Consider the following 14,481-nt stretch of genomic DNA (forward strand, 5'->3'; position numbering starts at 1 on the left):
CTATAACGATGAAAGGACGAGTCACTTTTCGCCGCACCGTTGTCGCGGCACTGGTCATCGCGCTGGCAGGTGCGGCCTGGTACTACTTTGCGCACACCCCCTCAACCACCTCAGAAAGCGGGCAGAAAGCGCCTGCGGGCGGCGGACGTCACGGCATGCGCGGTGCGCTGCCGCCGGTGCAGGCGGCTACCGCCACCAGCGAATCCGTTCCCCGCTATCTCTCCGGCCTCGGTACTATCACCGCGGCGAACACCGTTACCGTGCGCAGCCGCGTCTCAGGTCAGTTGAAAGCGATCCATTTCCAGGAGGGGCAGCAGGTTAACGCCGGCGATCTGCTGGCGGAGATTGACCCCAGCGAGTTCAACGTCGCGCTGGCGCAGGCGCAGGGGCAGCTGGCGAAGGATAAAGCGACGCTCGCCAATGCCCGCCGCGATCTTGCCCGCTACCAGCAGCTGGCGAAAACCAGCCTCGTCTCCCGCCAGGATCTCGATGCCCAGCAGGCGCTGGTCAGCGAATCAGAAGGCACGTTAAAAGCGGATGAAGCCTCCGTCGCCAGCGCTCAGCTGCAGCTGGAGTGGAGCCGCATCACCGCGCCGGTTAGCGGGCGCGTCGGCCTGAAACAGGTCGATGTCGGCAACCAGATCAGCAGTAGCGATACCACCGGTATTGTGGTGCTGACGCAAACTCACCCTATCGATCTCATCTTTACCCTGCCAGAGAGCGACATCGCCACCGTGGTGCAGGCGCAGAAAAAGGGGCAGAAACTGGTGGTGGAAGCCTGGGATCGCACCAATAAGCAGAAGCTTAGCAGCGGCACCTTGTTGAGCCTGGATAACCAGATCGACGCCACTACCGGCACCATCAAGCTCAAAGCCCGTTTCGACAACCAGGATGACGCCCTCTTCCCGAATCAATTTGTTAACGCCCGTATGCTGGTCGCTACCCAGCAGGATGCGGTGGTGATCCCCGCCGCCGCGCTGCAGATGGGTAACGAAGGTAACTTCGTTTGGGTGCTGAACGATAAGAATAAGGTCAGCAAACACACGGTGACGCCGGGCATTCAGGACAGCCAGAAAGTGGTGATTAGCGCCGGGTTATCGGCAGGCGATCGCGTCGTTACCGACGGTATCGACCGCCTGACAGAGGGGGCGCAGGTGGAAGTGGTTGACGCCAGCAACGCAGAAATCCTCCCCGCGAAGCGTCAACGTCCGGCGAAAGGAGCACAAGGCTGATGCAGCTGTTACCGCCGGGCCGGACGGGTGGCCCTTCGCGTCTGTTTATTTTGCGTCCGGTCGCTACCACGCTGCTAATGGTGGCGATCCTGCTGGCCGGGATCATCGGCTACCGCTTCCTGCCGGTTTCCGCCTTGCCGGAAGTCGACTACCCAACGATTCAGGTGGTGACGCTCTACCCTGGCGCCAGCCCGGATGTGGTGACCTCGGCGATTACCGCCCCGCTTGAGCGCCAGTTCGGCCAGATGTCGGGCTTAAAACAGATGTCCTCGCAGAGTTCCGGCGGCGCGTCGGTGGTTACCTTACAGTTCCAGCTGAGCCTGCCGCTGGATGTCGCCGAACAAGAGGTGCAGGCGGCGATGAACGCCGCCAATAGCCTGCTGCCTTCGGACTTACCGAATCCGCCGGTCTACAACAAAGTGAACCCGGCCGATCCGCCGATCATGACGCTGGCGGTCACCTCTTCCGCCATGCCGATGACGCGGGTAGAGGATATGGTGGAAACACGCGTGGCGCAGAAGATCTCCCAGGTCTCCGGCGTCGGGCTGGTGACGCTCTCCGGTGGCCAGCGTCCGGCGGTGCGCGTCAAACTCAACGCGCAGGCGATTGCCGGGCTGGGGTTAACCAGTGAAACCGTGCGCACCGCCATCAGCAATGCTAACGTCAACTCGGCAAAGGGTAGCCTCGATGGCCCAACCCGCGCGGTTACGCTCTCGGCGAATGACCAGATGCAGTCCGCCGAGGAGTACCGTAAGCTGATTATCGCTTACCAGAACGGCGCACCGATCCGCCTCGGCGATATTGCCACCGTGGAACAGGGAGCGGAGAACAGCTGGCTTGGCGCGTGGGCCAACAAGCAGCAGGCGATTGTGATGAATGTGCAGCGCCAGCCTGGCGCTAACATTATTGATACTGCCGATAATATCCGTGCCCTGCTGCCACAGCTGACTGAGAGCCTGCCAAAATCTGTCAGTGTGAAAGTGCTCTCCGATCGCACCAACAATATTCGCGCCTCGGTAAGTGACACGCAGTTTGAGCTGATGCTGGCGATTGCGCTGGTAGTGATGATTATCTACCTATTTTTACGCAATATTCCGGCGACAATCATTCCTGCCGTCGCCGTGCCGCTGTCGCTGATTGGCACCTTTGCGGCGATGGTGTTTCTCGATTTCTCTATCAATAACCTGACGCTGATGGCATTGACCATCGCCACCGGCTTTGTGGTCGATGATGCGATAGTGGTCATCGAAAACATCTCGCGCTATATCGAAAAGGGCGAAAAGCCGCTGAATGCGGCGCTGAAAGGCGCAGGCGAGATCGGCTTTACCATTATCTCGCTCACCTTCTCGCTGATTGCGGTGCTGATCCCGCTGCTGTTTATGGGCGACATCGTCGGGCGACTGTTTAGAGAATTTGCCGTTACGCTGGCGATTGCCATTCTGATCTCCGCGGTGGTGTCGTTGACCTTAACGCCGATGATGTGCGCGCGCATGCTGAGCGCGGAATCCCTGCGTAAGCAGAACCGCTTCTCCCGCGCCTCGGAGCGCTTCTTTGAGCGGGTGATTGCCGGGTATGGTCGCCTGCTAAGCCGGGTGCTTAACCACCCGTGGCTGACCCTTGGCGTTGCCCTCGGCACGCTGGTGCTGTCGGTAATGCTGTGGATCTTTATTCCGAAAGGCTTCTTCCCGATCCAGGATAACGGCATTATTCAGGGTACGCTGCAGGCACCGCAATCCGCCTCCTTTGCCAGCATGGCAGAGCGCCAGCGCCAGGTCGCAGATATTATCCTGCGCGATCCGGCCGTTGAGAGCCTCACCGCTTTTGTCGGCGTCGACGGCACTAACCCGTCCCTTAACAGCGCGCGGTTACAGATCAACCTCAAACCTCTTGATGAGCGCGACGATCGCGTTCAGCCGGTGATTGAGCGGTTGCAGCAGGCGGCGGGCAATGTGCCCGGTATGTCGCTCTATCTGCAACCGACGCAGGATCTGACCATTGATACCACCGTCAGCCGCACCCAGTACCAGTTCACCCTGCAGGCAAACTCCCTTGAGGCGCTCAGCACCTGGGTGCCGCAGCTGGTGAGTAAACTGCAGGCGATGCCGCAGCTGGCGGATGTCAGCAGCGACTGGCAGGACAAAGGGCTGGTGGCTTACGTCAACGTGGATCGCGACAGCGCCAGCCGCCTCGGTATCAGCATGGCGGATGTTGATAACGCGCTCTACAACGCTTTTGGTCAGCGCCTGATCTCCACCATCTATACCCAGGCGAATCAGTATCGGGTGGTGCTGGAGCATGATACCACGCAGACGCCGGGCCTCGAGGGACTGGATAATATTCGCCTGACCAGCAGCGAAGGCGGCGTGGTGCCGCTGTCATCGATTGCCAAAATCGAGCAGCGCTATGCGCCGTTAAGCATTAACCATCTCGATCAGTTCCCGTCGACCACCATCTCCTTTAACGTCGCCGACGGTTACTCGCTGGGCGATGCGGTTGACGCGGTGCAGGAGAGCGAAAAAAATCTGCACTTCCCGACCGATATCCGCACCGAATTCCAGGGCAGCACGCTGGCGTTCCAGGCGGCGCTCGGCAGCACCATCTGGCTGATTGTTGCGGCGATTGCCGCGATGTATATCGTGCTCGGCGTGCTGTATGAGAGCTTTATCCACCCGATAACCATCCTCTCGACGCTGCCAACGGCGGGTGTCGGCGCGTTGCTGGCGCTGATGATCTCCGGCAGCGAGCTGGATGTGATCGCCATTATCGGCATCATCCTGCTGATTGGCATTGTGAAGAAGAACGCCATCATGATGATCGACTTCGCTCTCGCCGCCGAGCGCGAAGCAGGCATGTCGCCGCGCGATGCTATCTTCCAGGCCTGCCTGCTGCGTTTTCGTCCGATCCTGATGACCACGCTGGCAGCACTGCTGGGCGCGCTGCCGCTGATGCTCAGCACCGGCGTTGGCGCAGAGCTGCGCCGCCCGCTGGGGATTGGCATGGTTGGTGGCCTGCTGGTGAGCCAGGTGCTGACGCTGTTTACCACGCCGGTGATCTATCTGCTCTTCGACCGCCTGGCGCTGGCGGTGAAAAAGCGTTTTCCGCAGCGTGAAGAGGAGGCGTAAGTGAAGTTTTTCGCCCTCTTCATTTACCGCCCGGTGGCGACGATCCTGATTTCACTCGCCATTACGCTGTGCGGCATTCTTGGCTTCCGGCTGCTGCCGGTCGCCCCACTCCCGCAGGTCGATTTCCCGGTGATCATGGTCAGCGCCTCGCTACCCGGTGCCTCACCGGAAACCATGGCCTCCTCTGTCGCCACGCCGCTTGAACGTTCGCTGGGGCGCATTGCCGGGGTGAGCGAGATGACCTCCTCCAGCTCGCTTGGCAGCACGCGCATTATTCTTGAGTTCAATTTCGACCGTGATATTAACGGCGCAGCGCGCGATGTGCAGGCGGCAATCAACGCCGCGCAGAGCCTGCTGCCGAGCGGCATGCCGAGCCGCCCGACCTATCGCAAAGCGAACCCTTCTGATGCGCCGATCATGATCCTCACCCTCACCTCGGATACTTACTCCCAGGGTGAGCTGTATGACTTCGCCTCGACGCAGCTGGCGCAAACCCTATCGCAAATCGACGGCGTCGGTGATGTTGATGTCGGCGGTAGCTCCCTGCCCGCTGTGCGTGTCGCTCTTAACCCGCAGGCGCTGTTTAATCAGGGTGTGTCGCTTGATGCAGTGCGCACGGCCATCAGTAGCGCCAACGTGCGCAAACCGCAGGGCGCGCTGGAGGATGGCGCTCATCGCTGGCAGGTGCAAACTAATGATGAGTTAAAAACCGCGGCGGAGTATGCCCCGCTGATTATTCATCATAAGAACGGTGCCGCGGTGCGCTTAAGCGATGTCGCCACGATCACCGACTCGGTGCAGAATGTGCGCAACGCCGGGATGACCAACGCCAAACCGGCGATTTTGCTGATGGTTCGCAAGCTGCCGGAAGCTAATATTATCCAGACGGTGGACAGCATTCGCGCCCGCCTGCCGGAGCTACAACAGACCATTCCTGCCGCTATCGATCTGCAAATCGCTCAGGATCGCTCGCCGACTATCCGCGCCTCGCTGGCGGAGGTGGAGCAGACGCTGGTGATCTCTGTCGCGCTGGTGATCCTGGTGGTGTTCCTCTTCCTGCGTTCAGGTCGGGCGACCTTTATTCCGGCGGTGGCCGTACCGGTATCGTTAATTGGCACCTTTGCTGCCATGTATCTGTGCGGCTTTAGCCTTAACAACCTGTCGCTAATGGCGCTGACCATCGCCACCGGCTTTGTGGTCGATGACGCGATTGTGGTGCTGGAGAATATCTCCCGCCATCTCGAAGCGGGGATGAAACCGCTTCAGGCGGCGCTGCAAGGGACGCGGGAAGTGGGCTTTACGGTGCTCTCCATGAGTCTATCGCTGGTGGCGGTATTCCTGCCGCTACTGCTGATGGCAGGGCTGCCGGGGCGATTGCTGCGCGAGTTTGCCGTTACCCTCTCGGTGGCAATTGGCATTTCGCTGCTAATCTCGCTGACGCTGACGCCGATGATGTGCGGCTGGTTGCTCAAAACCCATAAACCGCGTAGCCGCACACGGGAGAGAGGCGTTGGTCGCCTGCTGACTCGCATCCAGCAGCAGTATGCCCGCTCGCTGAAGTGGGTGCTTAACCACGCCCGGCTGGTTGGTGTGGTACTACTCGGCACCATCGCGCTCAATATCTGGCTCTATATCTCGATCCCAAAAACCTTCTTCCCGGAGCAGGATACCGGCGTGCTGATGGGCGGTATTCAGGCGGATCAAAGCATTTCCTTCCAGGCGATGCGCGGCAAGTTACAGGACTTTATGCAGATTATCCGTGAGGATCCGGCGGTGGATAACGTTACCGGTTTTACCGGCGGCTCGCGGGTCAACAGCGGGATGATGTTTATCACCCTCAAATCGCGCGAGGAGCGCCAGGCCACAGCGCAGCAGGTGATTGATCGCCTGCGCGGCAAGCTGGCAAAAGAGCCAGGCGCAAGCCTCTTTTTGATGGCAGTGCAGGATATTCGCGTCGGCGGCCGTCAGGCCAATGCCAGCTACCAGTTTGCGCTGCTGTCCGATTCCTTAAGCGACCTGCGCGAGTGGGAGCCAAAGATCCGTAAAGCGCTGGCGGCGCTGCCGGAGCTGGCGGATGTCAACTCGGATCAGCAAGATAACGGCGCAGAGATGAACCTGATTTACGACCGCGAAACCATGACCCGCCTTGGTATCAGCGTGCAGGCGGCAAATAGCTTGCTGAATAACGCTTTTGGCCAGCGGCAGATCTCCACTATCTACCAGCCGCTTAACCAGTACAAAGTGGTGATGGAGGTTGACCCGCGCTACACCCAGGATGTCAGCGCGCTGGATAAGATGTACATCATCAACGATGCAGGCGCGTCGATTCCCCTCGCCTATTTTGCCCACTGGCAGCCGGCGAATGCGCCGCTGTCGGTAAACCACCAGGGGTTATCTGCGGCTTCAACCATTGCCTTTAACCTGCCAGCGGGCGTCTCGCTCTCGCAGGCCAGCGAGGCGATTGACCGCACCATGACCCAGCTTGGCGTACCGAGTAGCGTGCGCGGCAGCTTTGCCGGCACCGCGCAGGTCTTCCAGGAGACGATGAACTCGCAGGTGATCCTGATCCTCGCCGCCATCGCCACGGTCTATATTGTGCTCGGCATTCTCTATGAGAGCTATGTCCACCCGCTGACCATTCTCTCGACCCTGCCGTCGGCGGGCGTTGGCGCACTGCTGGCGCTGGAGCTGTTTGGCGCGCCGTTTAGCCTGATTGCGCTGATTGGTATTATGCTGCTTATCGGGATAGTGAAGAAAAACGCCATTATGATGGTCGACTTCGCTCTCGAGGCGCAGCGCCAGGGGCAACTGAGCGCCGAAGAGGCGATTTTCCAGGCCTGCCTGCTGCGTTTTCGCCCAATTATGATGACCACCCTGGCGGCGCTGTTTGGTGCCCTGCCGCTGGTGATCTCCAGCGGTGATGGTTCGGAGCTGCGTCAGCCGCTCGGTATTACCATCGTTGGCGGGCTGGTGATGAGCCAGCTGCTGACGCTCTATACCACGCCGGTGGTCTACCTCTTCTTTGATCGTCTGCGCGCACGCTTTAGCCGCAAAGTGAGAGAGCCCGTAAGTGAATGAATGAGTTACCGAAAGAGATCCGCTGGCAGTTATGGATAGTCGCCTTCGGCTTCTTTATGCAGTCGCTGGACACCACCATTGTTAACACCGCCCTCCCCTCAATGGCGGCAAGCCTTGGCGAAAGCCCGCTGCATATGCATATGGTGGTGGTCTCCTATGTGTTGACGGTAGCGGTGATGCTGCCCGCCAGCGGCTGGCTGGCGGATCGGGTTGGCGTGCGCAATATCTTCTGCGTGGCGATTGTGCTCTTTACCGCCGGCTCGCTCTTCTGCGCGCTGGCTGCCACGCTCGATCAACTGATCCTCGCGCGCGTGCTGCAAGGCTTTGGCGGCGCGATGATGGTGCCGGTCGGGCGCCTGACGGTGATGAAAATTGTGCCGCGCACCCACTATATGGCGGCGATGACCTTTGTGACGCTGCCAGGCCAGGTCGGCCCGCTGCTCGGCCCGGCGCTCGGCGGCATGCTGGTTGAGTACGCCTCCTGGCACTGGATCTTCCTGATTAACCTGCCGGTGGGCATTATTGGCGCGATTGCCACCTTAAGTCTGATGCCGAACTACACCCTGCAGACCCGCCGCTTCGATTTCTCCGGTTTTGTCCTGCTGGCGGGTGGCATGGCAACCCTGACGCTGGCCCTCGACGGCAGCCGCGGGCTTGGGCTTTCGCTCTGGCAACTGGGCGGGCTGGTGGCGGTTGGGGCAGCGGCGATCCTTTTCTACCTGCTGCATGCGAGGAGCAATGATCGGGCGCTTTTTAATTTGCGCCTGTTCCGCACCCGCAGCTTCTCACTCGGTCTTGCCGGGAGCTTCGCCGGGCGTGTCGGCAGCGGCATGCTGCCCTTTATGACGCCGGTCTTTTTGCAGATTGGCCTCGGCTTCTCGCCATTTCATGCCGGGCTGATGATGATCCCGATGGTGCTCGGGAGCATGGGGATGAAGCGTATTGTTGTGCAGGTGGTTAACCGCTTTGGCTATCGCCGCGTGCTGGTCGCCTCGACCATTGGCCTTGCGCTGGTGAGCCTGCTGTTTATGGCGACGGCGCTGCTCGGCTGGTATTACCTGCTGCCGGTGGTGCTCTTCTGCCAGGGGATGATCAACTCAATGCGCTTTTCGTCGATGAATACCCTAACGCTTAAAGATCTGCCCGATGAGCTGGCAAGCGGCGGCAACAGCATGCTGTCGATGGTTATGCAGCTCTCGATGAGTATTGGCGTCAGCGTCGCCGGTCTGCTGCTCGGCCTCTTCGGCCAGCAACATCTCTCGGCGGACAGCGGCGTAGCGCACGAAGTCTTTCTTTATACCTATCTGACGATGGCGGTGATTATTGCACTGCCGGCGGCCCTTTTCGCCCGCGTCCCGAATGACGCCAGCCAAAATGCGGTGATTGCCCGTCGCAACAGGAGAACATCATGAGGTTCTGGCGGCCGGGGATCACGGCCAAACTCTTTCTCGCCATCCTTACCACCTGCATTCTGCTGCTGTTCGCCACCCACTGGGCGGTGCGCATCAGCTTCGAGCATGACTTTATGAATTACATCAAGCGCGGAAACGATCTGCGCTTGCAGATGCTGACGGATACCCTCGCCGAGCAGTATACCCAGCACGGCGACTGGCAGTTTCTGCGCCACAATGACCGGATGATTTTCCAGATCCTGCGCTCCTTTGACCGGGAGAGTGAGCATGATGACGGACGTCCTGGCCCTGGCGGCCCGGATCGCGGGCGCGGCCCTGCCCCTGATGAGGACGCTGGTCCGCCGGATCGCCCGGACATGCCCCCCCACGGCTGGCGCACCCGCTTCTGGGTGCTGGATCAGCAAAAGCGGGTGCTGGTCGGCCCGCACTCGCCGGTGCCGGTGGATGGTTCGCAGCGCGAGATCAAAGTGAATAACGCCACCGTCGGCTGGGTGATCGCCTCGCCGGTGAAAAAGCTGACGCGCAACACCGATATCAACTTTGACCGCCAGCAGCGGCGCACCAGCTGGGTGATTGTCGGTCTCGCCACGCTGCTGGCCGCCATCGCCACCTTCCCGCTGGCGCGCGGGCTGCTGGCTCCGGTTAAACGGCTGGTGGACGGCACGCATAAGCTCGCCTCGGGCGATTTTTCTACCCGCGTGAAACCGGGCAGTCAGGATGAGATTGGCAGGCTGGCGCAGGACTTCAACCAGCTCGCCAGCACGCTGGAGAAGAACCAGCAGATGCGCCGCGACTTTATGGCTGATATCTCCCATGAGCTGCGCACCCCGCTGGCGGTGCTGCGCGGCGAGCTGGAGGCGATTCAGGATGGTGTGCGGCAATTCACACCCGATTCGGTCACGTCGTTGCAGGCCGAAGTCGCAACGCTGACCAAGCTGGTGGACGATCTGCATCAGCTGTCGATGTCCGATGAGGGCGCGCTGGCTTATCAGAAAAAATCGGTGGATGCCGTCTCACTGGTGGAGATTGCCGCTGGCGCGTTTCGCGAGCGCTTCGCCAGCCGCAATCTGACGCTGTCGCTGGAGTTGCCCGAGAGCGCGACGGTGTTTGGCGATCCCGACCGCCTGATGCAGCTGTTTAATAACCTGCTGGAGAACAGCCTGCGCTACACCGACAGCGGCGGACGAACGCTTATCCAGCTAATCCCGCGTGATAATACGCTGCTGCTGCGCTTTGCCGACAGCGGGCCTGGGGTGAGCGATGAGCAGTTACAGCGCCTGTTTGAGCGTTTCTACCGCACGGAAGGATCGCGCAACCGCGCCAGCGGTGGCTCCGGGCTGGGGCTGGCTATCTGTCTGAATATTGTGGAGGCGCACGGTGGCGCTATCCATGCGGCGCACTCGCCATTTGGCGGGGTTAGCATTACAGTTGAACTTCCGCTTGAACGCGAAAAATCGAGAGATGTATGACCGAGTTACCCATTGATGAAAACACGCCGCGCATCCTGATCGTCGAAGATGAACCTAAGCTCGGACAGCTGCTGATCGACTACCTGCGCGCGGCAAGTTACGCGCCTTCGTTGATTAACCATGGCGATCAGGTGCTTGCTTACGTGCGCCAGACGCCGCCGGATCTGATCCTGCTCGATCTGATGCTGCCGGGCGTGGATGGCTTAACGCTGTGCCGCGAAATTCGCCGCTTCTCCAATGTGCCGATTATTATGGTGACGGCGAAAATCGAGGAGATCGACCGCCTGCTGGGGCTGGAGATCGGTGCCGATGATTACATCTGCAAACCCTATAGCCCACGTGAAGTGGTCGCACGGGTGAAGACCATTCTGCGCCGCTGCAAACCGCAGCGCGAATTGCAGCAACTTGACGCTGAAAGCCCGCTGATTGTCGACGAAGGGCGCTTCCAGGCGAGCTGGCACAGCAAGGTGCTTGATTTGACCCCGGCCGAGTTCCGCCTGCTGAAAACCCTCTCCAGCGAACCGGGTAAAGTGTTCTCGCGCGAACAATTACTCAATCATCTGTATGATGATTACCGCGTGGTGACCGACCGTACTATCGATAGTCATATCAAAAACATGCGTCGAAAACTGGAAGCGCTGGATGAGGAGCAATCCTTTATCCGCGCGGTGTACGGCGTGGGCTATCGCTGGGAGGCGGACGCCTGCAAACTGGCGTAACTTTTCTATAAGGATGGGATGGTGAGGAAATATACCTACGGCGCGCTGGCGCTGATGTTCGCGGCCTTCGGTTGCCAGGCAGAGATTACCGAAGCGCAAATTAAGGCTGACTGCGCCAAAATCAGCAGCTACGCCAAACAGGGCGAGAAATTTTACAAAGCGAAAAACTACCCGAAAGCGCGGGAGGCCTTTGAGCAGCAGGCCGCCTGGCAGGAGCAGTGCGATGCCAGCGATCAAAACTTTCAGGATGTGCTACAGGCTACCGCCTACAACAACGTGGCGCTGACCTGGATTCGCCAGGGTGAGTACCGCAAAGCGCAGGCGTGGCTGACCATCATGCCGGATGATGAGAAGTCGAAATATAATCTGTCGCGCATTCAGGACAAACTGGACGCGCTGCCGAAGCCGACTTCTCCTGCCGGCGAGTACTGGCAATACTCCGGGCGCAGTGACTTCCAGATCCTGAAGCTGACATCGCTGGGCCATGACACCTACAAAGCCGACTGGGAGGGTGCGTATTACGGTCTGATGGGGCTCTACTCCGGGCCGAACATTGGCGAGTTCAGTGAAAAAGTGACGCTCAAAGAGGGTAACGGCGATATCGTCATTTCGGATTTAGGCACAACCTGTACGATTTCGCTGGCGCTCTCACCCGATGGAAAAAAACTCGCCATCAAAACCGATAACCCCGATAACTGCGCGTTTGGTCACAACGTCAGCGCCGACGGCAGCTATCTGCGCGTCAACTGAGACGCCGGTTTACTCCCCCGGCGCGCAGCGCTACAATTCCCGCCCTAAATTCAGGGGAACTCCCTGCCGCCCCATGAGAATGGGGCGATCTGACCTGTCATCAGAATGAGATCATCATGTTTAAACCGGAACTTCTCTCCCCGGCGGGAACGCTGAAAAATATGCGTTACGCTTTCGCTTACGGCGCGGATGCCGTTTACGCAGGCCAGCCTCGCTACTCGCTGCGCGTGCGTAATAACGAATTCAACCATGAAAATCTGCAGATCGGTATTAACGAAGCGCACGCGCTCGGTAAGCAGTTCTACGTGGTGGTGAATATCGCGCCGCACAACGCCAAGCTGAAAACTTTTATCCGCGATCTGCAACCGGTGGTGGAGATGGGGCCGGACGCGCTGATCATGTCCGATCCGGGGCTTATCATGATGGTTCGTGAACACTTCCCACAAATGCCGATCCACCTCTCGGTGCAGGCGAATGCCGTCAACTGGGCGACGGTGAAGTTCTGGCAACAGATGGGGCTGACGCGCGTGATCCTCTCCCGCGAGCTGTCGCTGGAAGAAATTGCTGAAATCCGCGCCCAGGTGCCGGAGATGGAGCTGGAGATTTTCGTTCACGGCGCGCTCTGCATGGCCTACTCCGGCCGCTGCCTGCTTTCAGGCTATATCAATAAACGCGACCCGAACCAGGGCACCTGCACTAACGCTTGCCGCTGGGAGTATAACGTCCAGGAAGGGAAAGAGGACGCTGTCGGCAATATCGTGCATGTTCACGAACCGATCCCGGTACAGAACGTTGAGCCGACACTCGGCGTCGGTGCGCCGACCGATAAAGTGTTTATGATTGAGGAAGCGCAGCGCCCGGGCGAGTATATGACCGCCTTTGAAGATGAGCATGGCACCTACATTATGAACTCCAAAGATCTGCGCGCGATTGCCCACGTTGAGCGCCTGACGCAGATGGGCGTGCACTCCCTTAAAATCGAAGGCCGCACCAAATCCTTCTACTACTGCGCGCGCACCGCGCAGGTCTACCGCAAAGCGATTGATGATGCCGCCGCGGGCAAACCGTTCGACACCTCGCTGCTGGAGACGCTGGAAGGGCTGGCGCACCGCGGTTATACCGAAGGGTTCCTGCGTCGTCATACTCATGATGATTACCAGAATTACGAGTACGGCTACTCGCTCTCTGAGCGCCAGCAGTTTGTCGGCGAGTTCACCGGCGAGCGCAAAGGCGAGCTCGCGGCTGTGCGGGTGAAAAACAAGTTCTCCGTGGGCGACTGCCTCGAGCTGATGACACCGCAGGGCAACGTCAACTTTACGCTGGAGCAGATGGAGAGCGGCAAAGGCGAAGGGATGTCCGTGGCGCCGGGAGATGGTTATACCGTCTGGCTGCCGGTTCCCCAGGATATGCCTCTGGAGTACGCGCTGTTGATGCGTAATTTCACTGGTCAGACAACCTGAAACCCGCATGAAAAATAATTTAGCAGGGTTATTTTTACGCTGCGAAGATTCTTAGAATCGGATCACACACCGTCACGGTTAATGCGGTTATGATGCACTCCGCTGAAAAAACATAACCCATAAATGCTGGCTGTACCAGGAACCACCTCCTTAGCCTGCGTAATCTCCCTTACGCAGGCTTATTTTTTTCTCCCTTTGTCTGCTTTTTCCACGCCTTCGCTTTTCCTGAGATACACTTTCGTCATCGATTTTTGTCAGGACGAAGAGAATGAATACATTTCCCACAAGCTTATTGATCCTTAACGGCAAAAGCGCCGGTGACGAGCAGTTGCGCGAAGCGATAAATCTGCTGCGCGACGAGGGTATGGATATTCAGGTGCGCGTCACCTGGGAAAAAGGCGATGCCGCACGCTATGTTGCAGAAGCGCAGCAGCTTGGCGTCGCTACGGTGATTGCTGGCGGCGGCGACGGCACCATCAATGAAGTGGCGACCGCGCTGGTTAATTGCGCAGGAGAGAGTAAACCGGTGCTGGGCATTCTGCCGCTGGGCACCGCCAATGATTTCGCCACCAGTACTGCCATCCCGGAGGCGCTGGATAAAGCGCTACAGCTGGCGATTGTCGGTAAAGCGGTGCCGATTGATATTGCGAAAGTGAATAATGAGACCTGCTTTATCAATATGGCGACGGGCGGTTTTGGTACGCGCATCACCAGTGAAACGCCGGAAAAACTGAAAGCTGCGCTCGGCGGCGTCTCCTATCTGATCCACGGCCTGATGCGCATGGATATGCTGAAATCCGACCATTGCGTGATTCGCGGTGAGGATTTCCACTGGGAGGGTGACGCGCTGGTGATCGGTATTGGAAATGGTCGCCAGGCCGGCGGCGGTCAGCAGCTCTGCCCGGAGGCGCTGATTAATGATGGTCAATTGCAGCTGCGCATTTTTACCGGGGATGAGATTATCCCTGCCCTCTTCACCACGCTGACTCAGCAGGAGGAGGATAATCCCCATATTATCGACGGCCATTCAGCATGGTTTGAGATCAGCGCTCCCCACGAGATCACCTTTAACCTCGATGGCGAACCGCTGCGTGGCGAGCACTTCCGCATGGAGGTGATCCCCAATGCATTGCAATGCCGTTTGCCGCCGGATTGTCCGTTATTAAAATAAGTTTTATCGGTGAACCTAAACCGTAGGCCGGATAAGCGTTTACGCGCCATCCGGCATTATCCCCGCCG

9 protein-coding genes are annotated in these 14,481 nt (G+C 59.0%); all 9 read left to right on the top strand.

All coding sequences use genetic code 11. The annotated features are described in order from the left end of the window. Positions 1 to 8 precede the first annotated feature (8 nt). The 9 genes from HF650_RS15395 to yegS all read left to right on the top strand — a co-directional run bounded on the left by HF650_RS15395 (position 9) and on the right by yegS (position 14,413). Complete coding sequence (locus tag HF650_RS15395) at positions 9 to 1,232, top strand: MdtA/MuxA family multidrug efflux RND transporter periplasmic adaptor subunit (protein WP_187799378.1); 1,224 nt, start codon at positions 9 to 11, stop codon at positions 1,230 to 1,232. Beyond that, positions 1,232 to 4,354, top strand: coding sequence for an MdtB/MuxB family multidrug efflux RND transporter permease subunit (locus HF650_RS15400; protein ID WP_187799379.1), 3,123 nt, complete (start codon positions 1,232 to 1,234; stop codon positions 4,352 to 4,354). The genes HF650_RS15395 and HF650_RS15400 overlap by 1 nt, the downstream gene beginning before the upstream one ends. Next, positions 4,355 to 7,432, top strand: a complete 3,078-nt coding sequence (gene mdtC, locus HF650_RS15405) for a multidrug efflux RND transporter permease subunit MdtC (RefSeq protein ID WP_187799380.1) — start codon at positions 4,355 to 4,357, stop codon at positions 7,430 to 7,432. Beyond that, on the top strand, positions 7,429 to 8,844 hold the full coding sequence (locus tag HF650_RS15410; RefSeq protein WP_187799381.1) for an MFS transporter: 1,416 nt from the start codon (positions 7,429 to 7,431) through the stop codon (positions 8,842 to 8,844). Before mdtC ends, HF650_RS15410 begins: the two co-directional genes overlap by 4 nt. Beyond that, positions 8,841 to 10,313, top strand: a complete 1,473-nt coding sequence (baeS, locus tag HF650_RS15415; protein ID WP_187799382.1) for a two-component system sensor histidine kinase BaeS — start codon at positions 8,841 to 8,843, stop codon at positions 10,311 to 10,313. The genes HF650_RS15410 and baeS overlap by 4 nt, the downstream gene beginning before the upstream one ends. Further along, the gene (gene baeR, locus HF650_RS15420; protein WP_187799383.1) at positions 10,310 to 11,032 is read left to right on the top strand and encodes a two-component system response regulator BaeR; all 723 of its coding nucleotides are present in this window, start codon (positions 10,310 to 10,312) and stop codon (positions 11,030 to 11,032) included. Before baeS ends, baeR begins: the two co-directional genes overlap by 4 nt. Positions 11,033 to 11,050: 18 nt before the next feature. Continuing rightward, positions 11,051 to 11,782: a tetratricopeptide repeat protein gene (locus HF650_RS15425; protein ID WP_187799384.1), complete on the top strand. Its 732-nt coding sequence runs from the start codon at positions 11,051 to 11,053 to the stop codon at positions 11,780 to 11,782. A gap of 116 nt (positions 11,783 to 11,898) precedes the next feature. Continuing rightward, positions 11,899 to 13,242 (top strand): tRNA 5-hydroxyuridine modification protein YegQ, encoded by a 1,344-nt coding sequence (gene yegQ, locus HF650_RS15430; protein ID WP_187799385.1) that lies wholly within the window; start codon positions 11,899 to 11,901, stop codon positions 13,240 to 13,242. 268 nt (positions 13,243 to 13,510) lie between these two features. Further along, a complete protein-coding gene (gene yegS / locus HF650_RS15435; protein ID WP_187799386.1) occupies positions 13,511 to 14,413 on the top strand; it encodes a lipid kinase YegS in 903 nt (300 codons plus the stop codon). The last annotated feature ends 68 nt before the right edge of the window (positions 14,414 to 14,481 follow it).

The organism is Kosakonia sp. SMBL-WEM22, assembly GCF_014490785.1.
In the GTDB taxonomy this organism is placed as follows: Bacteria; Pseudomonadota; Gammaproteobacteria; order Enterobacterales; family Enterobacteriaceae; genus Kosakonia.